Source organism: Mesorhizobium sp. B2-7-2, assembly GCF_006440775.1.
GTDB lineage: Bacteria > Pseudomonadota > Alphaproteobacteria > Rhizobiales > Rhizobiaceae > Mesorhizobium.
This window is the reverse complement of the sequence record NZ_VFTZ01000007.1, coordinates 161,155-185,423: the sequence shown is the minus strand read 5'-3', so window position 1 is coordinate 185,423 and position 24,269 is coordinate 161,155. Positions and strand designations below refer to the sequence as shown.

At 64.0% G+C, this 24,269-nt stretch carries 28 protein-coding genes; 16 read left to right on the top strand and 12 right to left on the bottom strand.

What is annotated here, in order from left to right; translation table 11 throughout:
- Positions 1-59: 59 nt before the first annotated feature.
- On the bottom strand, positions 60-980 hold the full coding sequence (locus tag FJ425_RS12310) for a LysR substrate-binding domain-containing protein (RefSeq protein ID WP_140723688.1): 921 nt from the start codon (positions 978-980) through the stop codon (positions 60-62).
- Between the two features lie 116 nt (positions 981-1,096).
- Between FJ425_RS12310 and FJ425_RS12305 the strand changes: the two genes are divergently transcribed.
- From FJ425_RS12305 to FJ425_RS12275, 7 genes are all read left to right on the top strand, one after another.
- Entirely contained in the window at positions 1,097-2,374 is a 1,278-nt protein-coding gene (locus FJ425_RS12305) for an MFS transporter (RefSeq protein WP_140723685.1), read from the top strand.
- A 169-nt stretch (positions 2,375-2,543) separates the two neighbouring features.
- Positions 2,544-3,725 carry a cell wall hydrolase gene (locus tag FJ425_RS12300; RefSeq protein ID WP_095768725.1) on the top strand — a complete coding sequence of 394 codons (1,182 nt, stop codon included), beginning with the start codon at positions 2,544-2,546 and terminating at the stop codon, positions 3,723-3,725.
- 390 nt (positions 3,726-4,115) lie between these two features.
- On the top strand, positions 4,116-4,508 hold the full coding sequence (locus FJ425_RS12295; RefSeq protein ID WP_140693977.1) for an AtpZ/AtpI family protein: 393 nt from the start codon (positions 4,116-4,118) through the stop codon (positions 4,506-4,508).
- A 65-nt stretch (positions 4,509-4,573) separates the two neighbouring features.
- On the top strand, positions 4,574-5,332 hold the full coding sequence (locus tag FJ425_RS12290; RefSeq protein WP_095768723.1) for a F0F1 ATP synthase subunit A: 759 nt from the start codon (positions 4,574-4,576) through the stop codon (positions 5,330-5,332).
- 75 nt (positions 5,333-5,407) lie between these two features.
- Positions 5,408-5,632, top strand: a complete 225-nt coding sequence (locus FJ425_RS12285; RefSeq protein WP_027164582.1) for a F0F1 ATP synthase subunit C — start codon at positions 5,408-5,410, stop codon at positions 5,630-5,632.
- Positions 5,633-5,692: 60 nt separating this feature from the next.
- The gene (locus tag FJ425_RS12280; RefSeq protein WP_140634593.1) at positions 5,693-6,274 is read left to right on the top strand and encodes a F0F1 ATP synthase subunit B; all 582 of its coding nucleotides are present in this window, start codon (positions 5,693-5,695) and stop codon (positions 6,272-6,274) included.
- 11 nt (positions 6,275-6,285) lie between these two features.
- Positions 6,286-6,777, top strand: coding sequence for a F0F1 ATP synthase subunit B (locus FJ425_RS12275; protein WP_140546306.1), 492 nt, complete (start codon positions 6,286-6,288; stop codon positions 6,775-6,777).
- Between the two features lie 447 nt (positions 6,778-7,224).
- Here the strand turns inward: FJ425_RS12275 and FJ425_RS12270 are convergent, their stop codons facing one another.
- Entirely contained in the window at positions 7,225-7,923 is a 699-nt protein-coding gene (locus tag FJ425_RS12270; RefSeq protein ID WP_140634592.1) for a ribonuclease HII, read from the bottom strand.
- Positions 7,924-8,217: 294 nt separating this feature from the next.
- The gene (locus tag FJ425_RS12265) at positions 8,218-9,372 is read right to left on the bottom strand and encodes a PA0069 family radical SAM protein (protein WP_140545516.1); all 1,155 of its coding nucleotides are present in this window, start codon (positions 9,370-9,372) and stop codon (positions 8,218-8,220) included.
- 148 nt (positions 9,373-9,520) lie between these two features.
- Between FJ425_RS12265 and FJ425_RS12260 the strand changes: the two genes are divergently transcribed.
- Positions 9,521-10,024, top strand: a complete 504-nt coding sequence (locus tag FJ425_RS12260) for a glycosyltransferase (RefSeq protein WP_095768718.1) — start codon at positions 9,521-9,523, stop codon at positions 10,022-10,024.
- A gap of 180 nt (positions 10,025-10,204) precedes the next feature.
- Here FJ425_RS12260 and FJ425_RS12255 read toward each other — a convergent pair whose 3' ends face one another.
- From FJ425_RS12255 to FJ425_RS12225, 7 genes are all read right to left on the bottom strand, one after another.
- On the bottom strand, positions 10,205-10,630 hold the full coding sequence (locus tag FJ425_RS12255; RefSeq protein WP_140545517.1) for an aldehyde-activating protein: 426 nt from the start codon (positions 10,628-10,630) through the stop codon (positions 10,205-10,207).
- Between the two features lie 124 nt (positions 10,631-10,754).
- Positions 10,755-11,312 carry a molybdenum cofactor biosynthesis protein B gene (moaB, locus tag FJ425_RS12250; RefSeq protein WP_140545518.1) on the bottom strand — a complete coding sequence of 186 codons (558 nt, stop codon included), beginning with the start codon at positions 11,310-11,312 and terminating at the stop codon, positions 10,755-10,757.
- Complete coding sequence (locus FJ425_RS12245; RefSeq protein ID WP_140634590.1) at positions 11,299-12,192, bottom strand: 4-(cytidine 5'-diphospho)-2-C-methyl-D-erythritol kinase; 894 nt, start codon at positions 12,190-12,192, stop codon at positions 11,299-11,301. The genes moaB and FJ425_RS12245 overlap by 14 nt, the downstream gene beginning before the upstream one ends.
- Before the next feature lie 25 nt (positions 12,193-12,217).
- Positions 12,218-12,403 (bottom strand): hypothetical protein, encoded by a 186-nt coding sequence (locus FJ425_RS12240; protein WP_095768715.1) that lies wholly within the window; start codon positions 12,401-12,403, stop codon positions 12,218-12,220.
- Between the two features lie 84 nt (positions 12,404-12,487).
- Positions 12,488-13,345, bottom strand: coding sequence for a S49 family peptidase (locus FJ425_RS12235; RefSeq protein ID WP_140634588.1), 858 nt, complete (start codon positions 13,343-13,345; stop codon positions 12,488-12,490).
- A gap of 241 nt (positions 13,346-13,586) precedes the next feature.
- Positions 13,587-14,384 (bottom strand): methyltransferase, encoded by a 798-nt coding sequence (locus tag FJ425_RS12230; RefSeq protein ID WP_140634586.1) that lies wholly within the window; start codon positions 14,382-14,384, stop codon positions 13,587-13,589.
- Entirely contained in the window at positions 14,384-14,608 is a 225-nt protein-coding gene (locus FJ425_RS12225; protein WP_140545522.1) for a DUF2007 domain-containing protein, read from the bottom strand. Before FJ425_RS12225 ends, FJ425_RS12230 begins: the two co-directional genes overlap by 1 nt.
- Positions 14,609-14,762: 154 nt before the next feature.
- On the opposite strand from FJ425_RS12225, the gene FJ425_RS12220 reads away from it, so the two are divergent.
- The 5 genes from FJ425_RS12220 (at position 14,763) to FJ425_RS12200 (ending at position 19,708) form a co-directional block, all read left to right on the top strand.
- Complete coding sequence (locus tag FJ425_RS12220) at positions 14,763-15,776, top strand: polyprenyl synthetase family protein (protein WP_140634738.1); 1,014 nt, start codon at positions 14,763-14,765, stop codon at positions 15,774-15,776.
- A 100-nt stretch (positions 15,777-15,876) separates the two neighbouring features.
- The gene (locus FJ425_RS12215) at positions 15,877-16,542 is read left to right on the top strand and encodes a GntR family transcriptional regulator (protein WP_140634584.1); all 666 of its coding nucleotides are present in this window, start codon (positions 15,877-15,879) and stop codon (positions 16,540-16,542) included.
- 165 nt (positions 16,543-16,707) lie between these two features.
- Complete coding sequence (locus tag FJ425_RS12210; RefSeq protein WP_140634582.1) at positions 16,708-17,316, top strand: biotin transporter BioY; 609 nt, start codon at positions 16,708-16,710, stop codon at positions 17,314-17,316.
- The gene (locus tag FJ425_RS12205; RefSeq protein ID WP_140634580.1) at positions 17,313-17,729 is read left to right on the top strand and encodes a DUF1284 domain-containing protein; all 417 of its coding nucleotides are present in this window, start codon (positions 17,313-17,315) and stop codon (positions 17,727-17,729) included. Before FJ425_RS12210 ends, FJ425_RS12205 begins: the two co-directional genes overlap by 4 nt.
- Before the next feature lie 203 nt (positions 17,730-17,932).
- The gene (locus tag FJ425_RS12200) at positions 17,933-19,708 is read left to right on the top strand and encodes a tetratricopeptide repeat protein (RefSeq protein WP_140634577.1); all 1,776 of its coding nucleotides are present in this window, start codon (positions 17,933-17,935) and stop codon (positions 19,706-19,708) included.
- A gap of 509 nt (positions 19,709-20,217) precedes the next feature.
- Here the strand turns inward: FJ425_RS12200 and FJ425_RS12195 are convergent.
- A complete protein-coding gene (locus FJ425_RS12195; protein WP_140634575.1) occupies positions 20,218-20,679 on the bottom strand; it encodes a GNAT family N-acetyltransferase in 462 nt (153 codons plus the stop codon).
- 193 nt (positions 20,680-20,872) lie between these two features.
- On the opposite strand from FJ425_RS12195, the gene FJ425_RS12190 reads away from it, so the two are divergent.
- The 3 genes from FJ425_RS12190 to FJ425_RS12180 are packed head-to-tail and all read left to right on the top strand — an operon-like array spanning position 20,873 to position 23,755.
- Positions 20,873-21,796 (top strand): glycine--tRNA ligase subunit alpha, encoded by a 924-nt coding sequence (locus tag FJ425_RS12190; RefSeq protein ID WP_176480037.1) that lies wholly within the window; start codon positions 20,873-20,875, stop codon positions 21,794-21,796.
- A gap of 43 nt (positions 21,797-21,839) precedes the next feature.
- Complete coding sequence (locus FJ425_RS31995) at positions 21,840-22,859, top strand: hypothetical protein (protein ID WP_246673517.1); 1,020 nt, start codon at positions 21,840-21,842, stop codon at positions 22,857-22,859.
- A 29-nt stretch (positions 22,860-22,888) separates the two neighbouring features.
- The gene (locus FJ425_RS12180; RefSeq protein ID WP_246673516.1) at positions 22,889-23,755 is read left to right on the top strand and encodes a DUF4209 domain-containing protein; all 867 of its coding nucleotides are present in this window, start codon (positions 22,889-22,891) and stop codon (positions 23,753-23,755) included.
- Positions 23,756-23,840: 85 nt separating this feature from the next.
- Here FJ425_RS12180 and FJ425_RS12175 read toward each other — a convergent pair whose 3' ends face one another.
- The gene (locus tag FJ425_RS12175) at positions 23,841-24,023 is read right to left on the bottom strand and encodes a hypothetical protein (protein ID WP_140634573.1); all 183 of its coding nucleotides are present in this window, start codon (positions 24,021-24,023) and stop codon (positions 23,841-23,843) included.
- Positions 24,024-24,269 lie beyond the last annotated feature (246 nt).

The window sequence follows — 24,269 nt, the reverse complement described above, 5'->3', positions numbered from 1 at the left end:
GCGCGTCGCTTCGCTCCTTGCTTCGCCATAGAATGACGAGCGCGATAGGGACCAAAACCTCACGCGACCTCTCGCAACCCATCGCCCGTTCGCGCTCCCTCCGGCAGCGTCTCCAGTGCCGCCTGCAGCAGGATCTCCGCCAGCCGCGTCGCCACGGGGTCGAGCTCGGCGTCCTTCCGATGCAGGTGCAGCGCCATCGTCGGCAGCGCCGGCAGCCCGAGGACTCCCGGCGCGATTGCCCTGACATTGGCAGGCAGGCCGATATCGGTGCGGATCGTCAGGCCGAGACCCGCCGCCACCGCCGCCCAGATGCCGCCGAGGGAAGGACTCGAGAAGGCCATGCGCCAGGGCATGCCCGCGCGATCGAGTGTCTCGGTCGCCACGGTTCTGAGCAGGCACGGCGCCTCGAACACTACCAGCGGCAGCGGCTCGCCATTGCGCGGACCAGCCTCGATCGGCTTGGCCGGGCCGATCCAGCGCGCCGGCACGTCGGCGACATGGCGGCTATAGGGCAGGGCCGTGCCGTCATGCCAGGCAAGCGCGATGTCGAGATTGCCTGACAGGACACGCTCGGCAAGGTCATGGCTGCGGCCGATCCGTGCTTCGATGCGAACCTTGGGATGGGCGCGGGCGAAGCGGCCGAGCACGTCGGGCAGCACGGCCTCGCCGAAATCCTCCTGCAGGCCGAGCCGTACCCATCCTTCCAATTCGACGTCGCGGATGGCGGAGGCCGCTTCATCGTTGAGCTCGATCAGCCGCCGCGCATAGCTAAGCATCGTCTCGCCGGCTTCGGTGAGCGCCAGGCCGCGTCCCGCCTTGCGGAAGACCGGCGTCGCAGCCTGCTCTTCCAGCTTCTTCAATTGCGCGCTGACCGCGGACGTCGAGCGGCCAAGCCGTTCGGCCGCCTTGGCGAAGCTGCCTAGCTCCATGCCCGTGACGAAGGTTCTGAGGACATCGAGGTCGAAGGTGACGCGGCGCATCGGGATCGTCCTTGTTTTCAGGATTGTTGGTGCAAAACTTCCTGATTTTATGGATGAAGCTATGGCGCTACATCCGGTCCGTCAAGCCGTCAGCCGGCCATCACAGGAATGGAGCCATGTCCGCCATCGTCACACGAAATGTCTGCCAGCCGCCCGCGGGAGACATTGCCGGAGCCTCAGCCCGCCGCGCCTTCGGCCCTAACCATCGCTGGAAGGTGCTGGGCATCGGGGTCGCCGCCAATGCCGGCTTCTCCGCCACCTTCTCCGGCATTCCAGCGACCGCGGTGGCGATGCGCCAGGGCTACCACCTCGATAATGCCTCGCTTGGCCTGGCGCTCGGGCTTCTCGGCCTCGGCGTGGCGCTGAGCGAATTGCCCTGGGGAGTGCTCACCGACCGCTGGGGCGACCGCCGCGTGCTCCTGACCGGACTCGGCGCGACGGCGGCATGGCTCTTCATCATGGCGATGCTCGTCGTGCCGACGAAGACAGCCATTCCCGGCGTCGTGCTGCTGTCGGCAAGCCTGCTCGTCGTCGGCCTGCTCGGCGGCAGCGTCAACGGTTCCAGCGGGCGCGCCATCATGGGCTGGTTCGGCGAGGGCGAGCGCGGCTTCGCCATGAGCATCAGGCAGACGGCGGTGCCGCTCGGCGGCGGGCTGGGCGCGCTTGTCTTGCCGTCGCTGGCGTTGAGTTTGGGCTTCACGGCGGTCTTCGGCCTGCTTGCGGTCGTCTCCGCGCTCTCGGCCTGGTTTGCCTGGCGCTGGCTGCACGAGCCGCCAGTGGAAAGCGGCGCTCACGCCGCCACGGCGACACTTGGCCCAGCGCCGTTGCGCAACATCGAGGTATGGCGCATCTCGACCGCTATCGGCCTGCTCTGCTTCCCGCAAGTCGCGGTGCTGACCTTCGCCTCGGTCTTCCTGCATGACTTCGCCGGCATGGGCACCTTTGTGACCAGCGCCAGCCTCGCCGCGGTGCAGGCCGGCGCGATGGCGATGCGTGTCTGGAGCGGGCGCTTCACCGACCGCCACGGCAACCGCCAGCCGTTCCTGAAAGGCTGCAGCGCGCTGAGCGCCTTAGCATTCCTGGCGCTGTGGCTGCTGGTGATCGGCGCTGCCGGCGCGCCGTCGCTGCTGCCGTTGCTTCCGCTGATGGTCGTCGTTGCCGGCATATCCGTCTCCGCCTGGCACGGCGTCGCCTATACCGAGCTTGCCACGCTTGCCGGGGCCGGCCATGTCGGCACCGCGCTCAGCCTGGCCAATAGTTTTGTGTTCATCGGCTTCTGCCTGGTGCCGATCGCCATTCCGTGGCTGCTGGTGGTCTTCGCATGGCCGGGCGTGTGGCTCGCGGCCGCGATCTGCGCGGCGCTCGCCTGGCCGATCTTCCTGCGCCCCGCCTGATTGATCCCACGCCTTGTTCACCCAGGCCAGATTCTTCGCCGGCTTGCCGCAGAAACGGCAAGCCGGCTTTCCTCAAACATGAAAAGAACACGATCGATGTCGTTAACCCCGCATCAAGGTTAATGCTTCATTTTGACTCTCCGGGGTCAGTAGCGTTCTGGAGAGTTCCGTGCATCGACGCGTTTCATTGCGGCTTGCCGCCGCCGCCGTTGCGAAAAAACGTTCCTTTCTTCCTCCTTTGGTGCTCGGGCTCGGTATTTGGATCGGCTTTCCGTCGGCCGTCGCCTATCAGGATATGGCGAGCCTGATCTCCGGCCTGGAATCGTCCGACACCCGCTGGAACGCCTATATCGAGAAATCCGCCGCCGGCTCGGTGCATGCCGCCGAAATGCCTTTTGTCGATTCCGTCACCACCGGCTCGCTCTCCGGTTCCGGCGTGAATTTGCCGGGGGTGGGCACCGTCGCCTTCCGCGGCAAGGGCAGCGCCGTGGGCGTGACGCCCGATGAGGATCGTGTCGTGCGCGCCGACAAGAAGGGCCGCATCGTCAAGGTCTCGCCGGTCGCGCCGCCCAAGAATTTCAGCGCCGGCTCGATTTTCGAGCGCACCTCCTCGCTGCTGCGTCCCGCGATGGACAGCGGCCTGAAGTTGACCTTCGCCAAGCCCGGCATCAAGGGCAAGGAAGTCCAGATCGCCCAGGCCTTCCATCTTCGCGAGGACAAGAGGCCGGATCCGGCGCTGCCGGCGGCACTTGTCGCTCTCGTCAACAACGACAAGCCGGACATTCTTGCCACGGCCTATGCCCAGTCCGCGCCCGACTACGCCAAGGCTTCGCCCTTCGAGGCGCTGCTGCAGGACGATCCGAATGATGGCCGCTTCATTCCGCCGATGGGCAAGGGCGACCATGCCTGGCTGCAGACCCCCCTGCCGGCGAGTGTCTTTTCCAAGCCCGAGCAGGCCTGCCTTGCCAAGGGCATCTATTTCGAGGCGCGCAGCGAGCCTGTCCGCGGCCAGGCGGCGGTGGCGCAGGTGATCCTCAACCGCGTCCGCAACCCGACCTATCCGAAGACGATCTGCGGCGTCGTCTACCAGAACGACAACTGGTTCAACCGCTGCCAGTTCTCCTTTGCCTGCGACGGCAGGAAGAAGACAATCACCGACCTGGCCTCCTACAAGACCGCCCAGGAGGTTGCCATGGCGGTGACCGCCGGCAAGATCTTCATTCCCGAGGTCGGCTCATCGACGCATTACTACGCCAATTACGTCCATCCGGGCTGGGCGCGGGCCATGCACAAGATGACCAGGATCGGCCTGCATATCTTCTACCGCACCTATGGCGGCGGCTGGAGCTGAGCCGTTAAGGCATGTCTCCCGAGAGTGGTAAGCGGTCTCGGGAAAAGACATGCGCGGAATCAAAACTTGAAGCGCATGGAGCGAATCTGAAGGATCGCGACGCGCTTTAGGCGGCTCGAGCTGAGCCGCTTAAATACCGCCCCGGCTATCCTTCCTCCGACGCCCGGCAATGCCTCGGCGGACGCGCCTTGTCGCGCGGATTCGCGCCGTCGCCTCACGCGGGCGTGAAGGGCACGATGTCGCACCTCGATAAACCATTGATTTAACTGTTAAAAATACATCGCTCGGAAGTTCGGCCCGTGGCTTGACGGGGGCGGACCCTCTAACTATGTTGCCGGCGACTTTAGAAGCGGACGGACTGCAATCGTCTGCCCGGGCAGGGGGGTTGCGATGGCCGACAAAACCGGGCCAGACGGAACCGGAGAAACCGGCCGCGGCAGGCAGCCAGAAGCCACCATCCGCGACGACGAACTTGAGCGCCGCCGGCGCGATCTCGAAGCATCGCTTGCGACGAGGCGCACGGACCGGTCCGAGGGGAAAGACGAAGCGAAAGCTGCGACCGGTTACGGTCAGGCGCTGAAGCTGTCCAGCGAGTTCATCGCCGGAGTGGTGGTCGGTGTCGGCTTGGGCTGGATCATCGACCGTGTGGCGGGAATAGCGCCCTGGGGTCTGATCGTCGGCCTGTTGCTGGGCTTTGGCGCAGGCATACTCAATGTCCTGCGTTCGGCGGGACTGGCATCGGAATTCGGCCAGGGCGGCAAGCCGCGCGAGCCGAGAGAATGAAGTGAGGCGCCGCAGGGCGCTAAAGTGAATTAAAAAGCCGTTTGTGGCTTTGACGGGGATTTAAAGTGGCTGCTGACAAGGTCGATCCGATCCACCAGTTCCAGATCCATCCGATCATCCCGCTGCATATCGGCGGCTACGACGTATCTTTCACCAACTCCTCTTTGTTCATGGTCGTCACGATCGTCCTGGCGTCCGCCTTCCTCTATATGAGCACCGCCAGCCGGGCCTTGATTCCGGGTCGCCTGCAGTCGGTGTCCGAAATGGCCTACGAATTCGTCGGCAACATGCTGCGCGATGCCGCGGGCAAGCAGGGCATGCAGTTCTTCCCGCTGGTGTTCTCGCTGTTCATGTTCGTGCTGGTCGCCAATCTGATCGGCCTGTTCCCTTATTTCTTCACCGTCACCAGCCACATCATCGTCACCTTCACGCTGGCGATCCTGGTCATCGGCACGGTCCTCGTCTACGGCTTCGCCAAGCACGGCTTCGGCTTTCTCAAGCTGTTCGTGCCGCATGGCGTGCCGGGCTATCTTCTGCCGCTGGTGGTGGCGATCGAAATCATCTCCTTCGTCTCGCGGCCCGTCAGCCTCTCGGTTCGTCTTTTCGCCAACATGCTCGCCGGCCACATCACGCTGAAAGTGTTCTCGGGCTTCGTCGTCAGCCTGAGCGCGTTTGGCGCCGTCGGTATCGCCGGCTCGGTGCTGCCGCTTGCCATGGCGGTCGCGCTCTCCGCGCTCGAGCTGCTGGTGGCCTTCCTCCAGGCCTATGTGTTCGCGGTGCTGACCTGCATGTATCTGAACGACGCACTGCACCCGAGCCACTGATTTTCACCGGCGCCCCGGCGCCAGCTTACCCAACGTACCAACTGCAACGAACAGAGAAACCACAGGAGTTTTGAAATGGACGCAACTGCAGCAGCTGCTATCGGCGCTGGTATCGCCTGCATCGGCATGGGCGGCGCGGGCATCGGCCTCGGCAACATCTTCGGCAGCTACCTCTCGGGTGCGCTCCGCAACCCGTCGGCCGCCGACGGCCAGTTCGGCCGCCTGATCTTCGGCTTCGCGGTGACCGAAGCTCTGGGCATCTTCTCGCTCCTGATCGCTCTGCTCCTGGTCTTCAAGTAAGAGCCGGCGCTGACGAAAGGGGCCGCATGGTGCGGCCCGTTCTAGGGACAGGGGAATGAGATGTTCGTGACATCTGCCTATGCGCAAGAAGCAGCGCCGGCCGCGGCCGAGGGCGATACGCATGCCGGCACTGCCGTGCCTGCCGCGGAGCATGAAGCGTTCCCGCCGTTCGATGCCAAGACCTTCCCGTCGCAGATCCTGTGGCTGGTCATCACCTTCGGGCTCTTCTACCTGTTCCTGAAGCGGGTTGTGATGCCGCGTCTTGGCGGCATCATCGATGTCCGCAACGACCGCATCGCCCAGGACCTCGATCATGCCGCAAGGCTGAAGGGCGAGGCGGACGCCGCGGTTGCTGCCTATGAGCAGGAACTGGCGGAAGCCAAGGTCAACGCCAACAAGATCGGCCAGCAGGCGAACGACGCCGCCAAGGCGCAAGCCGAGGGCACGCGCAAGAAGCTCGAGGCCGAGCTTGAGAAGAAGCTTGGCGAAGCCGAGGCGAGCATCGCCTCGATCAAGGCCAAGGCGATGAAGGAAGTCGGCACCATCGCCGAGGACACGACCTCGGCCATCGTCGAGGCGCTTGTCGGCGGCAAGACCGACAAGGCCGAGATCGCGGCCGCGGTCAAATCCGCGAGCCAGTGAGGAGCGGGATCATGGACGCCACATCACTCGCCACGCTCTGGGCCACCATCGCCCTGATCATCTTCCTCGGCGCCGTCATCTATCTGAGGGTGCCGGGCATGCTTGCCAAGTCGCTCGACGCCCGCGCGGCCAAGATCAGCAGCGAGCTCGAGGAGGCACGGCGCCTGCGCGAGGAGGCCCAGCAGCTGCTGCGCCAGTATCAGCAGAAGCGTAAGGAAGCCGAGAAGGAGGCCGCCGACATCGTCGCTGCCGCCAAACGCGAGGCTGACTTGCTTGCCTCCGAGGCGGCCAAGAAGACTGAGGACTATGTCGCCCGGCGCACTGCGCTTGCCGAGCAGAAGATCAGCCAGGCCGAGCGCGAGGCGGTCAGCGAAGTGCGCGCCACCGCCGTCGACATCGCTGTCGAGGCCGCCCGCGCGCTGCTTGCCGCCAAGGTCGACGTCAAAGCCGGCGCGGATCTGTTCAAGTCGGCGCTGGATGACGTCAAGGCCAAGCTGAATTGAGCTGATCGCAGTTACGAATGAGAAAGCCGCTGGGCAAACCCGGCGGCTTTTTTGCTTGATAGGGGAAGCGGGACGCCGAAGCCGCCAATCTCCCCCATAAGGGGCTACGCTATGCACACATTTCCGAGCAGCTGGTCTTTGGCGATAGCGTGCATGGCAGCTTGGCGCATGCATTGTTTGATGTAGCGCTGGTCGACCCCCACTCCGTCTCGGCTTCGCCGAGCCACCTCTCCCCCGATCGACGGGGCAGAGGAAAGGCGCCGAGTTTTTTGCCGTCAACGCTCGTCCAGCAACGCTTCCTTCCTTTCCCTCCGGAGGGGGGAAAGGTGGCGCTGCGAAGCAGCGACGGATTGGGGGAACCACCTGGCAATCAAGCCTGCGCCGATCAGTCACGCCAGTGACAGAAGATGTCCGCAAGCCGTAACCACAAGGGGGGAGATCAGCTAACTACTCCAGCCCGGCGAGGCTCTCTTCCTCTTCCGCCATCTCAGCTCCACCCAATCGGAACGGCGCGAACGAGGCCCGGTGGAGCCGTGCCACCGGCCCATGCGCCTCGATCGCGGTGCGGTGGCGGACCGTCGCGTAGCCCATATGCACTTCGAAGCCGTAGTGCTCGTGATGCCCGCCGCAGCCGCACATCATGCGGTCGCGCATTACCTTGGCGACGATCGAGGCGGCGGCGATCGACTGCGAGCGCTGGTCGCCCTTGATGAGCGCGCGGCCTTCGCAGGCGAGACCTGGCGGTATGTCGCGGCCGTCGGCCAGGGCGAGCTTCGGCCGCAAGGACAGGCCGGCGGCAGCACGGCGCATCGCTTCCAGGCTGGCTTTCAGGATGTTGCTGCTGTCGATGCCTTCGGCGCTGACCGAAGCCATCGAGATGCTGAGTGCCGAGCCAAGAATCTTGAGGAACAGCGCCTCGCGCTGCAAATGGGTGAGGCGCTTGGAATCGTCGAGGCCTTCGGGAATGTTAGCGGGGTTGAGCACCACCGCGGCGGCCACCACCGGACCGGCGAGCGGACCGCGGCCGGCCTCGTCCATGCCGGCGACCGGCCACAGCCCGTCGGCTATCGCTTTCGTCTCGATCGAGAAGTCGGGCTTCTCAACCATTTCAAAGAGAAGCGGAGAATCGGAACGCGCGCGAGCCATGGTGCGGCGAGGTTCGCATCGGCTCCGATTCTCCGCAAGTCCTTCCGGGTCGGATGGGGCGTCGGACCGGGAAGGCACCGTCTCACAGCCGGGGGACAGGGGCCGGACGGAATTTCGAAACAAATGGCAATTCCAGACCGAAAATCGCTTTGCCTGGAAGTGCTTAGCGCCGGCCGTCATGGCCGGTGCTGGCGCTGGATCAGGATGACATTGGTTGCATCGTCATCCTGATCCAACCTTTTGTTGGAGCATGATCTTTTCCGAAAACCGGTTCCCACTTTTCGGGATCATGCTCTAAAGCAGCATCAGCTGCTCGCCGGCACTGGCGCCTGCGACGAATTGGTCGGTGCGAAGCTGCCGCCGCTCGACATTGAGGCCGAGCCGCTTGGCGGCGATCTCGAAGCGCCGGCCGATCTGCCAGGCATAGGGACCGGCACCCTTCATACGCTTGCCCCATTCGGAATCGTAATCCTTGCCGTCGCGCATCGAGCGGATCAACGACATCACATGCCGGTAGCGGTCGGGATAATGGCGCAACAGCCAGTCCTTGAAGATCGGCGCCACTTCGAGCGGCAGGCGCAGGATGACATAGCCGGCCTCCCGCGCGCCGGCGGCTCTAGCCGAATCGAGGATGCGCTCCATCTCCGGATCGGTAAGCCCCGGAATAATCGGCGCCACCATGACCGATGCCGGGATGCCGGCATCCGAAAGTTGGCGGATCGCCTCCAGCCGCTTCGTCGGCGTCGAGGCGCGGGGTTCCATCGTTCTCGCCAGCATCCGGTCGAGCGTCGTCACCGACAGCGCCACCTTGGCAAGGCCGCGCTCGGCCATGCGCGACAGGATGTCGATGTCGCGTGCCACCAGCGCCGATTTGGTGACGATTCCGACCGGATGGCCGCGCGCCTCCAGCACTTCCAGGATCTCGCGCATGATGCGGTATTGCTTCTCGATCGGCTGATAGGGATCGGTGTTGGTGCCGATGGCGATCGTGCGCGGCTGGTAGCCCGGTTTTGACAATTCCCTGTCCAGCATGCGCGCGGCATCCGGCTTGGCGAACAGCTTCGATTCGAAATCGAGCCCCGGCGACAAGCCCATGAAGGCATGCGTCGGCCTGGCGAAGCAGTAGACGCAGCCATGCTCGCAGCCGCGATAGGGGTTGATCGAACGGTCGAAGGAAATGTCGGGCGACTCGTTGCGGGTGATGATGGTGCGCGGCTTTTCGACCTGCACTTCCGTCTTGAACGGCGGCAGTTCCTCCAGCGAGTTCCAGCCGTCGTCGAACACATGCCGGCTGATCGGCTCGAACCGGCCGGACGGATTGATGCCGGCCGAGCGGCCGCGATTGCGGTCGGGCCGCACGCGCATGCCGCTCTGCTCGATCATCGCGTTCGCCATCTCGGCTCGGCCTGCTCCGAAAGCGGCAATGTCGGCGCGCACGATCTGTTCCATTTTCGCCCTCTCCCAAGGACTGTCGGCAGGCTGTCGAATCGCTCTGTTCATGAAACTATTCCTATTTCGCCGAAGAGAACAAAGCAAGAACTTTTTCGCTTGACGCGCGCAACTGGCGCATCGCCGCACTTTCCGCTATTCGGCTAAAATGCTCAGCGTCCTTATCGAAACCCGCAACGACGAAGAGGGGCTTGCCCGTACGCTCGCCTCGCTGGTCGGCGGCGCGGTCGAAGGCGTCGTGCGCGACGTGATCGTCTGCGATCAAGGCTCGACCGACCAGACGCATCGGGTGGCCGAGCATGCCGGCTGCCACTATGCGACCGGCGGGATCGGCGCCGGTATCGGCCAGGCCAAGGGCGACTGGCTGCTCCTGCTCGAGCCGGGCGCGCGGCTCGCCGAGGGCTGGATCGACGAAGTCGTGGCGCACACGGCGAAACAGACCATGCCGGCGCGCTTTTCACGCGCCCGCGCCAACCGTGCGCCTTTCCTGGCCAGGGTGTTCTCGAGCAATCGTGCGCTGGCCGAGGGGCTTGTCATCAGCAAGCGTCAGGCCTCGGCTCTGGCAAAGAGCGCGCGCAGCGCCGAAGCCCTGGCGCGCGGCCTGGCGACCAGAAGGCTGAACGCGGAAATCTGGATCGCGCCGCCGAAATGATGCAAGCTCCACCCTCTCCCCTTGTGGAGAAGGTGTGGCCGAAGGCGACGGATGAGGGGTGCTCCAGGGAGAGCCAGCGCCTCACTCCGCTGGAACACCCCTCATCCGTCTCGGCGCTTGCGCGCCGATTCACCTTCTCCCACAAGGGGAGAAGGTGAAGGCAGCGCTGGGCCTGCCCAGTCAAATCCCCTTAATCTCAACCGGCATCCACGCGCTGCGGCGCCTGGCGAGACGTTGCTCGCGCGTCTCGGCATCGTAGCGGACCGGGATCGGCTCGCGCGAGAACCGCTCGCGATCGTCGAGCGCGTTGACGATGACGATCGCCGTGGCATCGTCACCCTCTCCGGCGATTGCCGCGACATAGACGCCGCACTCGCCGCACAGAAGATAGTCGGCGGTGCGCAAGCCGAAGCGATAGGCCCGCAAGCGCTGCCTGTCCTCGACCGAGACGACCAGCCTGCCGTTCGGGTCGGCGGCCGCGCGCGAGCCGTGCCGGGTGCAGAACGAGCACTGGCAGGCGCGGATTTCCAGTTGCGCGGGATCGAGCGCGGTCGAGAAGCTGAGGCGGATGTTGCCGCAATGGCATCCGCCGCTGTGAACGGTCATGGCGCTGCTCATTGTTTTCTCACATAAGCTACCGTGCCGGCACCGCCTTCGAACATGGCGCCTCGAAGGCGCCAGCGCCAATCCGCCTGCGAACCCTATGCCGGCCGGGCGCCTTAACTGAGCTTTACGAGGTTGGCTTGCCGCCGCGCCTGAGATGCTCGTCCAGCCGCGGCATGATCTCGACGAAGTTGCAGGGCATGTGCCGATAGTCGAGCTGCGCCTTGATAATGCTGTCCCAGGCGTCCTTGCAGGCGCCGGGCGAGCCCGGCAGCACGAAGACGAAGGTGGCGTTGACGACGCCGCCGGTCGCACGGCTCTGGATCGTCGACGTGCCGATCTTATCGTAGGAAATGCGGTGGAAGACTTCCGAAAAGCCATCCATGCGCTTTTCGAAGATCGGCTCCAGCGCCTCCGGCGTCACGTCGCGGCCGGTGAAGCCGGTGCCGCCGGTGGTGATGACGACATCGATGTTTTCGTCCTTCGACCAGCCGAGCACCTTGTCGCGGATCTTTTCGCGGTCGTCGGTCACGATATCGCGCGCGGCAAGGCTGTGGCCGGCTTCCGCGATGCGGTCGGCCAGCGTCTGGCCGGATTTGTCGTCGGCAAGGCTGCGCGTGTCGGAAACCGTAAGCACCGCGATGCGCACCGGAATGAAGGGCCGGCTTTCGTCAAGCTTCGCCATCGCCCACCTCCATGCTGCGCGTCGCGGCAACGAACCAGTCGGGGTGGCGGGCGCGGATCTCGATCGCCGCGCGCTTTGCGACATTGCCGGTCTCGAACAGGCCGAAACAGGTGGCGCCCGAGCCGGACATGCGCGCGAACGCGGCGTCGGCTTTTTTCAGCGCCTTGAGCGCCTCGCCGATCGCCGGCTTGATCGAACGCGCGGCAGGCTCGAGATCGTTGCGCGTCGTCTCCAGCCAGTTGCGGATCGTGTGGAAGTCGAGGCGTTTCGGCAGCGGCGGCAGCGCCTCGTTGTTGCGACTGGAGAGCGCCTTGAACACGTCCGGCGTCGAGACCGCGATGCCCGGATTGACCAGGACGAGGCCGAGCGCCGGAAACGCGGGCAGCGGCGAGACCTCATCGCCGATACCGCGTGCGATCAGCGGCTTTGATTTGAGGCACATCGGCAGATCGGCGCCGAGCGAAAGCCCGATCCGGGCCAGCGAATTGTGGTCGATATCGAGCTTCCAGAGCCGCGCCAGGCCGTTGAGCGTGGCCGCTGCGTCACTCGAGCCGCCGCCGACGCCGGAGGCGATGGGCAGGTTCTTCTCCAGCCGGATGGCGACCGGCGACGCCTGTTGCATGCCGGCTTCCCGGCGCAAGGCATCGCGCGCCTTCACCACCAGATTGTCGCCGTCGAGCGGCAGCCCGGCGGCATAACGGCCGGATACCGAGAATTCATCCTCTTCCGCCGGCTCGATCTCGAGCCGGTCGCAGAAGCGGGTGAAGACGGCAAGGCTGTCGATGAGATGGTAGCCGTCGGCGCGCTGTCCGGTGACATGCAGCGCCAGGTTGATCTTGGCAGGCGCAAGCCACGTCCGGACCTCTGTGCCGGGCTCCAGGATGTCGGCTGCTGGCGAGATGGGATCAGTCCTTGGCGAGACGATATTCGCCGGTCTTGGGGTCCTTGACCAGCGTGCCCGTCGTGCCGTTCGCCGCCTGTCTTTCGGTGCGCCGGATCTTGGCCGTCACGCGTTCGGCCTCGCGCACGAAAGCGCGGTAGCCAAAGTAAGCGGCAGCGCCGACAACGGCGAAGAAAATGATCTGCGGCATCTCTAAAACTCCTCCCGCGTCCTCGCGGCAAGGCCGGCCGAATGGGTCGGTCAAGCGGCCATGCTAGCCGCATTCATGGCTTTTTCAAAGCCCGAAGCGCGCCCATAGCGCGCGCTCTTCCGCCGCATCGAGGACGCCGCTGGCGGCGGCCGCCGCGATATCCGGCGCCGAAACGCGCGAGCCGAACAGGCCGAAACGGCCGAACAGACCGCGTGACGCGGTGATCAGCTTGAGCTGCGTCTTCTCGCCGAAACGGGTCTTGAGCACGCTGCGCATATCGCCCAAAGCATCGACAAGGCCGAGCTCGAGGCCGCGCTTGGCGGTCCAGAACAGGCCGGTGAACAGGTCCGGGTCGTCCTTGAGCTTGCTGCCGCGCCGTTCCTTGACGAGGTCGATGAAGGTCTCGTGCACTTCGAGCTGCAGCGCCTTCAGTCGCTCGATGTCCTCCTTCTTCTCGGGCTTGAACGGATCGAGCACGGCCTTGTTCTGGCCGGCGGTGTGGACGCGCCGCTCGACGCCTATCTTCTTCATCAGTTCCGGGAAACCGAACGAGGCCGAGACCACGCCGATCGAGCCGACGATCGAGGACGGGTCGGCGAAGATCTCGTCGCCGGCGACCGCGATCATGTAGCCGCCGGAGGCCGCCACGTCCTCGACGAAGACCAGCACCTTCTTGTTCTTTTCCGCCGCCAGGTCGCGGATGCGCTTGAAGATCAATCGCGACTGCACCGCTGAGCCGCCCGGCGAATTGATCGAGATGGCGACCGCCGGCGCGTCGAAGCCGAACGCCTTTTCGATCAGGCCGGCCGTCGAGGCGAGCGACAGGCTCGGCCGGAACTGGCCTCCGCCGGCCATGATGGGGCCTTGCAGTCGGATGACCGGAATGGTGACGGCTGTCGAGCGCCAGGATTTCGGCAGCAAGCGGTTGAAAAGGCGTTTCACGAACGATTGTCTCCGGACAAAATGCAAAGGAGCAAGATGAGATCAGGTCGGTTGGTCTGTTTCACGGGCGCGGCGTCATCCTGCCTGGGCATGTAAGGAACTCGCCAGCCAACGGCAATGCCGCATCGCCGGCCAGTGCATGTCGCGCAAAGTGTGCAGCGGTTTTGCGAAAAAGACATGCATAAAGCAAAAACTTAAAGCGCGTCGCTAGAATCCATTTCAACGCGACGCGCTTCAAGGATCAATCGCCGAACAGCGACGCCAGGCCGTTATTGATCATTTCCGTGCGCTCCGCCGGCCCGTTGCCGGACGGCCCGTGCAAGATGAGCGGCGGGCGGATCGACAGTTTTCCGCGCGCGCTGAGCACCGCCCTGACGACGATGCGGATCGCCGCCGCATCCGGCCGCGGATGCACGCATAGCAACTCGGCATCGCCGAACCGCCCCTCCATCGCGTCCAGGATGGCAACCAACTGCTCGGGCCGCGCGATGACGGCCAGCCCGCCGCGCGGCTTGGCGACGGCGGCGGCGCTTCGGATCCAGCGCTCGAACAGCCCGTCCTCCGCCACATGCGCCTCTCTGCGCAACGCGTCGGGCGTCGAGCGATCTTGCGCCGCGTTGAACGGCGGGTTCATGATGACGAAATCGAACTGGTTGTCCGCAAGCCCGGTCTCGCCACGCGCTCGACCGGTCAGCGTCACGTCGGCAATCAGCACTGAGGCGCGGTCGCCGAGATGGCCATTGCCGGGATGCGAAAGCGTGGCAGTGGCGAACCCGGCCATTTCGGCGGAGCGCTCGACAAGCACGGCCTGCGCCGCCGGACAGCGCGACAGGACGGCAAGGGCGGCGGCGCCGGCGCCGGCGCCGAAATCGGCGAGCCGGCCGGAAAAGCCGGACGGCACGGCGGCCGCCAGCATCATGGCGTCCATGCCGGCGCGATGACCGCCCCGGCTCGGCTGCACCAGCCAGAAGCGCCCGCGATGGAAGGCATCGACCGTGTGCGCCGGCGTATCCGGGACGGGGGCGGTGCTGGTTGCCATTATTTTTTGCGGATCTCGTTCTCGATGCCGGCATCCTTGAGAATGCGGCGCGCGGCATCGACCCTTTCGGCATCGACCATCACGCGCCGCGGCAGGATGCCGAGCGAACCGTCGAGCACGCTCATATTCTGGTCGGCGACGAAACAGGCGATGCCGGCATCGCGCATCAGCGATTCGACAAAGGAGATGACGACGGCGTCGTTGGTGCGGACAAGCTCGATCATGAAACGAAAATCGCAGGTTGTGGCGTTCGTGTAAACGTGCGCGTGGACACTCCGTCGGCGGAGCCGCGCTAATTCGCCTCTTGCCGTGCCCGGTTGCGCCGCCCTAGAGTCGGCGCGGGACCAAGGGTGCGTCAGATTGACGGGAGTTGTCGTGGTGGGTGTCGTTCTCAACATCGAAGGCAAGCGGGAACCCGCTTCCATCAAGGATTTGATCGATCTGACAGCCGCCGATATGGGGCGGGTCAACGAGCTGATCCTGTCCAAGGCCGGCTCCGACGTCGAAATGATCCCGGAGATCGCCAATCACCTGATCTCCTCCGGCGGCAAGCGGCTCAGGCCCATGCTCACGCTCGCCGCCGCGCAGATGTTCGACTATTCCGGCGAAGGCCATGTCAAGCTCGCCACGGCGGTCGAGTTCATGCACACGGCGACGCTTCTGCATGACGACGTGGTCGACGAGAGCGCGCTGCGCCGCGGCAAGAAGACGGCGCGCATGATCTGGGGCAACCAGGCGAGCGTGCTCGTCGGCGATTTCCTGCTCGGCCAGGCTTTCCGCATGATGGTCGAGGTCGGTTCGCTGGAAGCCTTGGACATCCTGTCGGCCGCGGCCTCCATCATCGCCGAGGGCGAGGTGATGCAGCTTGCCGCCGCCAAGAACCTCGAGACCACCGAGGACGAGCACTTCGCCGTCATCAAGGCCAAGACGGCGGCGCTGTTCTCGGCCGCCGCCGAGGTCGGGCCGGTCATCGCCCAGGCCTCGCGCACCGACCGCGCGGCGCTTCGCTCCTACGGCATGAATCTCGGCCTTGCCTTCCAGCTCATCGACGACGCGCTGGACTATGGCGGCTCGAGCAAGGAGCTCGGCAAGAATGTCGGCGATGATTTCCGCGAGGGCAAGGTGACGCTGCCGGTGATCCTCGCTTACCGGCGCGGCACCAAGGCCGAGCGCACCTTCTGGAAGCGCGCCATCGAGGACAACGTCGCCGACGATGCCGGGCTTGAAAAGGCCATCGGCCTGATGGCCCGCCACGGCGCCATCGCCGACACGATCGGCCGCGCCCGCCATTTCGGCGAGATCGCCCGCGACGCGTTGGCGCCGCTGGAGGCGACGCCGCAGAAGTCGGCTTTGATCGACGTCATCGATTTCTGCATCAGCCGCGTCAACTGAGCCTGCGGGTCCGGCTCATTTGCGTCCGCCGGGAAGGGCGCTTGTGAATCCCGCGCCGGCCGTCTCGACAAACGGCGGTCTGGCAAATTATCTATAAAATATGGCCAGCAAAGAAGACACGATCGCCGTCCGCATCAGCAAGGAACTGGCGGACCGCATCATTTCGGGCGCGATCGAGCCCGGTTCGCGGCTGCGCCAGGACCATGTCGCCGAGGAATTCAACACCAGTCATGTCCCGGTGCGCGAGGCTTTCCGGCGCCTGGAGGCTCAAGGGTTGGCGATCGGCGAGCCGCGCCGCGGCGTGCGCGTCGCTTCCTTCGATCTCGGCGAGGTCAGGGAGGTGGCCGAGATGCGGGCGGCGCTCGAAGTGCTGGCGCTGCGCCATGCCGCGCCGCATCTGACGACATCAATCCTCGACCAGGCCGAAGAGGCGACCAAGGCCGGCGACAAATCCCGCGACGTGCGCTCCTGGGAAGAGGCCAATCGCACCTTCCATCGGCTGATCCTGGCGCCCTGCAACATGCCGCGCCTGCTCTCCACCATCGACGACTTGCACGCGGCAAGCGCGCGTTTCCTGTTCGCGGCCTGGCGCTCCGAGTGGGAAACCCGCACCGACCAGGATCACCGGGCGATCCTGAGCGCGCTGAGGCAAGGCAACACCGAATCGGCCGCCGCGACACTCGGCCGGCACGTGCAATGGATCGGCCAGAAGCCGGTCAAGACCGCGTCCGGCAAGACCCGCGACGCCTTCGCCATCGTGGGGTAGGTTTGGCGATTGGCCGAGGCCTCTCAGCCTCGTCATTCTAGGGCGGAGCAAGCCCTGGAATGACGAATTCGAGGGCAGGCGCTTGCCATCTCCGCGAAAATATGGATTCGATAATAGATGAAGTTCAAAAATTATCTATAATTCACACGAGCCAAGGAAGACACTGTGACCAACGCAGCCATTTCGACCCAAAACCCCTCCTTCAGCCCGTTGCGGCTGCACAGCCGTTCGCTCGCCTGGCAGATCGGCGCGGTGATCCTTGGTTCGCTGTTCCTGGCGCTGTCGTCCTATATCGAGGTGCCGATGGTGCCGGTTCCGGTCACCATGCAGACCTTCGCCGTCACGCTGGTCGGCGCGCTTTATGGTTGGCGCTTCGGTGCGCTGACCATCGCCGCCTGGCTCGTCGAGGGCGCCGCCGGTTTTCCGGTTCTTGCAGGCGGCGCCGCTGGCCTACAGCATTTCGTTGGCCCGACCGGCGGCTATCTCTTCGCTTTTCCGGTCGTCGGCGCTGTCGTCGGCTGGCTGGCCGAACGCGGCTGGAACGGCAATCGCGTCATGCTTGCCTTCGCTGCCATGCTCATCGGCAACCTGCTTTGCCTGGTTCTCGGCACCGCCTGGCTTGCCGTCATGATCGGCACTGAAAAGGCCATCACCTTCGGCTTCGTGCCCTTCATCATCGGCGGCCTGCTCAAGTCGGCGCTGGGCGCGGCGACGCTGAAGCTCTTTTCCACCTATCGTGCGGAGCAACGCGACCGCTCGTCCGGGACGCGATGACCATCAAGCTGCGCGCCCATCATCTGCTCTGCCTGCTGACCTATGTCGGCAAGGGCTACTCGCCCGCCTTCACCGCCAATTACGACAAGGTGGTGAAGCGGCTGGGCGAGGGCGAGGCGGTGGCGATCGTTTCCGGTCCGGACGACATCTGCGCCCCGCTGCTCGACGAGCCGGAGCCGCATTGCCTGCGCGAGAGCGCCGCCGAGCGGGACCGGATGGCGGCCCGCGATGTCGGCGCTCTCCTCGGGCGGCCGATCCAGGCTGGAGACCGGTTCGTGCTGGACGCCTCCAGCCTGGCCGGGATGCGCAAGGCATTTTCCGCCGGCCTGACGCGCCAGGCGTGCTCCGGCTGCGAATGGTCCGGCCTGTGCGACGCGGTTGCCGCCAGCGGATTCAGCGATACCTATCTGTAGGCAATCCGATGCCGCATATGGGCGTCCCGGGCCTCCGCGCGGGATTTTCGCTGGCGCGGCATCGTTTTTTAAGCCGGATGATTGCATTGTGATTCGCTCGGCAATTGAAGCCTGACCCCAAAAAGGCCATGCTTTGACCGGAAAAGAGCGAGTCTGTGGGCGGTCCGCCAAGGGCGGGATCGCATCTGGCTGAAAGGGATACGATGCGGCAAGGACGTGCGCGCTGGCTGACGAGGCTGGCATTTTTGACCGGTGTGGCGCTTTGGGTGCTGCCGGTCCAGGCCAAGGAAGAGGCCCGACCGCTCCAGATCACGTCTTTCTCGGGCGCCTATCTCGCGGCTCATATCGCCGAAAGCGACAACGATCTCGACGATGCGATCGCCTACTACAAGCAGGCGCTGGCCTTTGCTCCAAACGACAAGGAATTGCAACAGAGCCTGATGCTGGCTCTGGTCGCGCAAGGCCGCTTCGAAGAATCGCTCGTCTATGCCGACAAGCTGAAGGAAGTGCCGGACGTCGAGCGCTTCTCGCGCCTGGCTCTGGCCATCGATTCTTTCCACAAGAAGGACTACGCCAAGGCCCAGTACTGGCTCAAGCTCTCGCTGGAATCCGATCTCGACCGGCTGCTCTCGGGCGTCATGGACGGCTGGGCCAAGGAAGGTGCCGGCAACGCGTCCGAGGCCATGGACTCCATCGACAAGCTCAAGGGCCCGGACTGGTTCGGCCTGTTCAAATCATTCCACCGCGCGTTGATCGCCGACGCCGCCGGCCTGAACGACAAGGCCGAGGAACTCTACGCCGCCACCATGGCCGATACCGCGGCCGGCGGCTCCGCGCCCGAAACCTGGATGCGCAACGCCCAGGCCTATGCCTCGTTCCTGGTCCGCAAGGGCGACAAGTCGAAGGCGCTGGCGGTGTTGAACCAGGCCGAAGCCTTCGCGCCGGGCAAGCTCGAGATCACCACGCTGCGCGACCGCATCAGCAAGGGCGACAAGATCGAGCCGCTCGTCGCCGGTCCGGCCGACGGCGCATCCGAAATCCTGCTTGACCTTGCCACCGCGCTCAACCGCGGCGGCGGCGAGCCTTTCGTGCGGCTCTATCTGCAATATGCGCTGGCGCTGAAGCCGGACAGCGACGCGGCCCTTGTGCAGCTTGCCGCCGTGGCCGAGCAGCTCAAGGACGGCGAAGGCGCCGTCTCGCTCTACCGCCGCATTCCGGCATCCTCGCCGTTGAAGGAGCTCTCCGACCTGCAGATCGGCCTCAACCTTGCCGATCTTGACAAGCATGACGACGCGATTTCGCATCTCAAGGCCTATCTCGAAAGGCATCCGGACGACATGCGCGCCTATCTGGCGCTTGGCGGTGTCTATGGCTCGAAGGAAGATTTCCGCTCGGCCGCCAGTCTCTACGACAAGGCTGTCGAGCAGCTGAAGACGCCGACTGCCGCCAATTGGAACATCTTCTACCAGCGCGGCATCGCCTATGAGCGGCTGAAGGAATGGCCGAAGGCGGAACCCAATTTCCGTAAGGCGCTGGAGCTGCAGCCCGACCAGCCGCAGGTCATGAACTATCTCGGCTATTCCTGGGTCGACATGAACATGAACCTCAAGGAAGGCCTGGCGATGATCCAGAAGGCCGTGGATCTGCGGCCGAACGACGGCTACATCGTCGATTCGCTGGGCTGGGCCTATTACCGCATGGGCCGCTTCGACGACGCCGTGCGCGAGATGGAGCGAGCCGTCTCGCTGAAGCCGGAGGATCCGGTCCTCAACGACCATCTCGGCGATGCCTACTGGCGCGTCGGCCGCAAGCTCGAGGCCACCTACCAGTGGACGCAGGCACGCGATCTGAAGCCCGATCCGGATGTGCTCGCCACTTTGCAGCAGAAATTGCTCAAGGGCCTGCCGCCGATCGAATCCAACACCGCGCAGGAAACGCCCAAGGTGAAGCCGGACCCGACGCCCGCGCCGAAAGGCTGAGCCTCTCGCCAGCGTTCAAGAAAACGGGGCCCGTCGAGCCCCGTTTTCGTTTCGGCTCGGCGTCTGCCGAGCTTAAGGTCGGTCCGGCTCTACTTGAATATCGGCAAACACCCTTCCCTGCCGGAGAAAATCTTGACAGGTAGGCTGTGTTTGCGTTGGCAGGCGGCATGCGTTGGAGATTGGCCGAAATGCCACCCCGTCGTCATCCACGGGCGGAGCAACGATCGCAGCGACGCGCGCAGACCCGAGGATCCCATTCCGTGATTTCTGAGCGCTGCTGCGGTGCAGAATTCTGCTCCGCTGCACTCTTTGAGCAGGGTCACGGAATGGATTCCAGGGTCTCCGCGACGCCGCTTCGCGGCTGCTCCGCCCTGGAATGACGAAGTTGAGAGGGTTCCGCCAATTTTCAGCGTTTGTGCCGATTTTCATGGAATGAACGGTGACGATCTTGCCGCCGACGAACGGCGGCCTTTCAAATCTCTGTCGAGGAAATCCCTGTGTCGAGGAAACTAGAACATCTTTCTGTAGACGACGAACCCCGACTTCTCGCCGATCTTGTCATAGAGCTGCATCGCGGTGTGGTTCGTCTCATGCGTCAGCCAGTAGACGCGGTTCGCGCCCGCTTGCCTGGCGCGTTCGTAGACGCCTTCGATCAGCGCCCGGCCGATACCCTGGCCGCGCGCGGCCTCGCTGGTGAAGAGGTCCTGCAGATAGCAGCTCGGCGCGATCGATGTGGTCGAGCGATGATAGAGATAGTGGACGAGGCCGAGCAGGTTGCCTTCGCGCTCGGCGACCAGCGCATGCACCGGCTCATAGGCGTCGAAGAAACGCGACCACGTCATCTGCGTGATCTCGCCGGCAAGCGCCGTCGGCCCGGAGCGTCCGTAAAACGCGTTGTAGCCGTCCCACAGTGGCAGCCACTGCTCGTAATCCTGCCTTGTGACGGGTCGTACAGTGAGTTGACCGGACATAGCGAAACCTCTGTCGTTGAGCTGGAACGGAGCAAACGGCGACCGCCGCCCGACGGCAATGGGCCAGCCCGCCGCAAAGCTTTCCGCCTTGCCGGGCGCGAGCCTCCCGCCTTGACGCTTGCCGGCCCGGCAACTAGGGAAGCGGCATCCCGCGCTTTCCGAGGCCGCCGTGACCATCGAGATTCCTGCCCATATGCATCCCAGCCGCTCCTTCCAGGGGCTGATCCTGACCTTGCACAATTACTGGGCGGACTATGGTTGCCTCATCCTGCAGCCCTACGACATGGAAGTCGGTGCCGGCACCTTCCATCCGGCCACCACCTTGCGCGCGCTGGGTCCGTTGCGCTGGAACGCGGCCTATGTCCAGCCCTCGCGCCGGCCGAAGGATGGCCGCTACGGCGAAAACCCGAACCGCCTGCAGCACTATTACCAATACCAGGTGATCCTGAAGCCCAATCCGCCGAACCTGCAGGAGCTCTATCTCGGCTCGCTGGAAGCAATCGGCGTCGACCCGCTGCTGCACGACATTCGCTTCGTCGAGGACGACTGGGAAAGCCCGACGCTGGGCGCCTGGGGGCTCGGCTGGGAGTGCTGGTGCGACGGCATGGAAGTCTCGCAGTTCACCTATTTCCAGCAGGTCTGCGGCATCGAATGCGCACCGGTGGCGGGCGAGCTGACCTACGGCCTGGAACGGCTCGCCATGTATGTGCAGGGTGTCGACAATGTCTACGACCTGAACTTCAACGGCCGCGAGGGGGCCGAAAAGGTCACTTATGGCGACGTCTTCCTGCAGGCCGAGCAGGAATATTCGCGCCACAATTTCGAATTCGCCAACACCGCGATGTTGCTGAGGCATTTCGAGGACGCCGAGGCCGAGTGCAAGGCGCTGCTCGATGCCGGCACGCCCAAGCCAAGCGACAATCTGGCGATGCACCGCATGGTTTTCCCGGCCTACGACCAGTGCATCAAGGCAAGCCACGTCTTCAATCTGCTCGACGCGCGCGGCGTCATCTCCGTCACCGAACGGCAGAGCTACATCCTGCGCGTGCGCAATCTGGCCAAGGCCTGCGGCGAAGCGTTCCTCAAGACGCGGGCGGGCGGCCTGGCGGCGGCTTAGCGTATGCTATCATGATCTCGACCATGGAGGGGCGGTGGGGTCGATGACCAGCAGCGAAAACGATGCGGCTCCAGAAGGAGCCGCACCCCAGCCGGAACTATCTTGGCTGCGCGCCTCGGCAGAGGATATTGCCACGGTGGATTTCGAGGCTCCTATCTCAGGGGCAACGACGGCAGATTGTGCCGAGTTGAGTGATCTTTATCGCGCCGCAGTACGACCCCAGGACAATTCAGCGGAACCACCCGATACGCCGGAAGTGCGCGTGTTCATTATGCTATCCGCCATCACCGACATGTATCCAAAGCCCCAAGAGCGGAATGAGCCGTTCGGGCCGATGGTGACTTTCGCTGACGGTCGTCGGTCGGCTATCCCTTCCGATTTCCGGGCGCATATCCCCCTCGTTGGGGACATGGCAACTCGTGCAGCTAACCCGGTGCTTCGTGCGCGACTTTCCGATCTGTGTTGGCTGCTCGACAAGAAACAAGGCGGGTTGGGTCTCGCAGCTATCGCTGCGTACACCGAAATCGTCCAGAAGATGGACGATGGCGAGCTAAAGCACCGTTTCGCAAGCGAGAATGGCGCTCTTCAACACGGGGCCAGGGACTATCTTCTTCGAGCGTTGCAGATTGGGCGCGCCGTCGGATGGGAAAAGCCGGAGATGCTTACCGCACGCGACCTTGTCGGGCAGCTTAGGCGGAAGGCCCTGCAGAAAGGAGGCTTGGTTCCAATTTACTGGTTTTCCGACCTCGATCTTGACTACCGCATATCTGACCCCGCCGAAATTGGGGCAAGCCTTCGCAAAGCTCTTGCAGCCGTGCCTTTCGGCTCGGATGTTCACAATGTCGTCAATCTCTGGCAGCTGGCCGCGACGGCCTACCACCTGGCTAAAATGGAGGACGAGAAGCATCTATGCCTCAGCGAGGCGGCTGAGGCGCTGGTCGCCGAGGCGGAGGCCAAAAACGGCTCGGCCATGCTGGCTGCGCATTTTATGAGCGCGGCGATTGCGCAGCTCCATGGCATTCCCGGCAAGAAGGACAAACGGACGGCATACGCCACAGGCTGATAGATATCCAGGCGCAGGTGCCCGAAGAATTGTCTGTCATTTCGCAGGAGATGGACCTTCGAGAGATAGCGGAAGAGGTCCGGTCTGCCTTCAGTCAGGGGTGTCTGCTCCATAAGTTGTTTTCCTTCGCAGCGCTGGCAAGGTCCCCAGACCCGAACAAGCTGGAGAGCGATGCGGCAGGGATGATTAAAAGGCACCCGCTCTCGTCACTCTTCGGAATGTCGCATCTGGATGACGAAGGGAAGGTAATCCATCGCACCCAAGGCGGAGGCGTCGGCGATGCGGCGGACCGATCTGCCATAGATCAGCAAATCGCGCAGGCTGAAGGTATCCGCAGAAAGATAGTCGTGGGGGGAACGATCGAACCGGCCCGTCAGATTGTTGTCGAGCGACATTTCATCTCGGACGATCTCTTGGGAACAGTTCTGCAGTACAGTCCTTTTGTTCCACCCGATCTCGTTCACACCTTTGCGCGAGCTTACGCACGCTTCTTCCAGGGGGATTTCGTCAGTGCGACTTACATTCTCACGCCCCTGCTGGAAAACTCCCTGCGACACTTGCTGAAGTCCAATGGGCATGAGGTCACCATTTTTGATGACGCAACGCGGACGCAGCAAGATCGAACGATATCTTCTTTGTTCGAGCAGATGCGAACGGAACTCGATGGCATTCTGACGCCAGCTATTGCATCCGACCTAGAGCGCCTGTTTCTGATGAAGCAAGGTCCCCACCTGCGCCACGCCGTAGCGCATGGCCTTTTGCGCGACGGAGACCCATATGGGACGGACGCGATATACGGCTGCTGGTTGATCTTTCGACTTTGCTTATTACCGCTGTTTCGACATCAAGACGAGTTGCGCTCGATGTTCATTGGTAGCGAGCTATGCCGAATGTGAACCCCGAAATTCTGAGATGAGCGCGTGAGACCGCCGAGCTGGCTGACGACCCGGTGCCTTCGGGCTGCTCGGGATCGCTGTCCTACTAAGCCGGTACGACTTTCGCGGTCTCGGTAACAGCGCCGGCCGGCAACACGATCTGCGCCGCTGCGCCGTCGATCGTGCGCATGGCCTGCCTGATCCCCGGCATCGTGATCGTGCCATGCGCCTGGGCGGCGAAGCAGGCGCTGAGCGCCAGGATCTGCAGGGTTCTCGATGCCGTCTTCATCGTCGTTCAGCCAATAGGTCTCTGCCTGAGCGTTTGTCGCTTCAGCGCAGCGTTCGGTTCATGGGAAGTTCTGCTCCAAGGACGGGCTGCCTGGCGCCAACCCGACAGTGGGTCGAAAAATTCCGTGAAATCGCTTGAAGAGGCGATCTGCTTGCGGGGTGACAGCGGCCGGCCGAGTTGCTATTTCCCGCCCATTCGTTACGGCGCCTCGCGCCGACCCTCTCCATCACGGGGAGGGTGGGGAGC

What these genes read in the sequence shown, in the direction of transcription:
- FJ425_RS12310 (WP_140723688.1), bottom strand. Translation starts at nt 980, where the DNA reads ATGCGCCGCGTCACCTTCGACCTCGATGTCCTCAGAACCTTCGTCACG.
- FJ425_RS12305 (WP_140723685.1), top strand. Translation starts at nt 1,097, where the DNA reads ATGTCCGCCATCGTCACACGAAATGTCTGCCAGCCGCCCGCGGGAGAC.
- FJ425_RS12295 (WP_140693977.1), top strand. Translation starts at nt 4,116, where the DNA reads ATGGCCGACAAAACCGGGCCAGACGGAACCGGAGAAACCGGCCGCGGC.
- FJ425_RS12285 (WP_027164582.1), top strand. Translation starts at nt 5,408, where the DNA reads ATGGACGCAACTGCAGCAGCTGCTATCGGCGCTGGTATCGCCTGCATC.
- FJ425_RS12280 (WP_140634593.1), top strand. Translation starts at nt 5,693, where the DNA reads ATGTTCGTGACATCTGCCTATGCGCAAGAAGCAGCGCCGGCCGCGGCC.
- FJ425_RS12275 (WP_140546306.1), top strand. Translation starts at nt 6,286, where the DNA reads ATGGACGCCACATCACTCGCCACGCTCTGGGCCACCATCGCCCTGATC.
- FJ425_RS12270 (WP_140634592.1), bottom strand. Translation starts at nt 7,923, where the DNA reads ATGGCTCGCGCGCGTTCCGATTCTCCGCTTCTCTTTGAAATGGTTGAG.
- FJ425_RS12265 (WP_140545516.1), bottom strand. Translation starts at nt 9,372, where the DNA reads ATGGAACAGATCGTGCGCGCCGACATTGCCGCTTTCGGAGCAGGCCGA.
- FJ425_RS12260 (WP_095768718.1), top strand. Translation starts at nt 9,521, where the DNA reads ATGCTCAGCGTCCTTATCGAAACCCGCAACGACGAAGAGGGGCTTGCC.
- FJ425_RS12255 (WP_140545517.1), bottom strand. Translation starts at nt 10,630, where the DNA reads ATGACCGTTCACAGCGGCGGATGCCATTGCGGCAACATCCGCCTCAGC.
- moaB (WP_140545518.1), bottom strand. Translation starts at nt 11,312, where the DNA reads ATGGCGAAGCTTGACGAAAGCCGGCCCTTCATTCCGGTGCGCATCGCG.
- FJ425_RS12240 (WP_095768715.1), bottom strand. Translation starts at nt 12,403, where the DNA reads ATGCCGCAGATCATTTTCTTCGCCGTTGTCGGCGCTGCCGCTTACTTT.
- FJ425_RS12230 (WP_140634586.1), bottom strand. Translation starts at nt 14,384, where the DNA reads ATGGCAACCAGCACCGCCCCCGTCCCGGATACGCCGGCGCACACGGTC.
- FJ425_RS12225 (WP_140545522.1), bottom strand. Translation starts at nt 14,608, where the DNA reads ATGATCGAGCTTGTCCGCACCAACGACGCCGTCGTCATCTCCTTTGTC.
- FJ425_RS12215 (WP_140634584.1), top strand. Translation starts at nt 15,877, where the DNA reads ATGGCCAGCAAAGAAGACACGATCGCCGTCCGCATCAGCAAGGAACTG.
- FJ425_RS12205 (WP_140634580.1), top strand. Translation starts at nt 17,313, where the DNA reads ATGACCATCAAGCTGCGCGCCCATCATCTGCTCTGCCTGCTGACCTAT.
- FJ425_RS12200 (WP_140634577.1), top strand. Translation starts at nt 17,933, where the DNA reads ATGCGGCAAGGACGTGCGCGCTGGCTGACGAGGCTGGCATTTTTGACC.
- FJ425_RS12195 (WP_140634575.1), bottom strand. Translation starts at nt 20,679, where the DNA reads ATGTCCGGTCAACTCACTGTACGACCCGTCACAAGGCAGGATTACGAG.
- FJ425_RS12190 (WP_176480037.1), top strand. Translation starts at nt 20,873, where the DNA reads ATGCATCCCAGCCGCTCCTTCCAGGGGCTGATCCTGACCTTGCACAAT.
- FJ425_RS31995 (WP_246673517.1), top strand. Translation starts at nt 21,840, where the DNA reads ATGACCAGCAGCGAAAACGATGCGGCTCCAGAAGGAGCCGCACCCCAG.
- FJ425_RS12175 (WP_140634573.1), bottom strand. Translation starts at nt 24,023, where the DNA reads ATGAAGACGGCATCGAGAACCCTGCAGATCCTGGCGCTCAGCGCCTGC.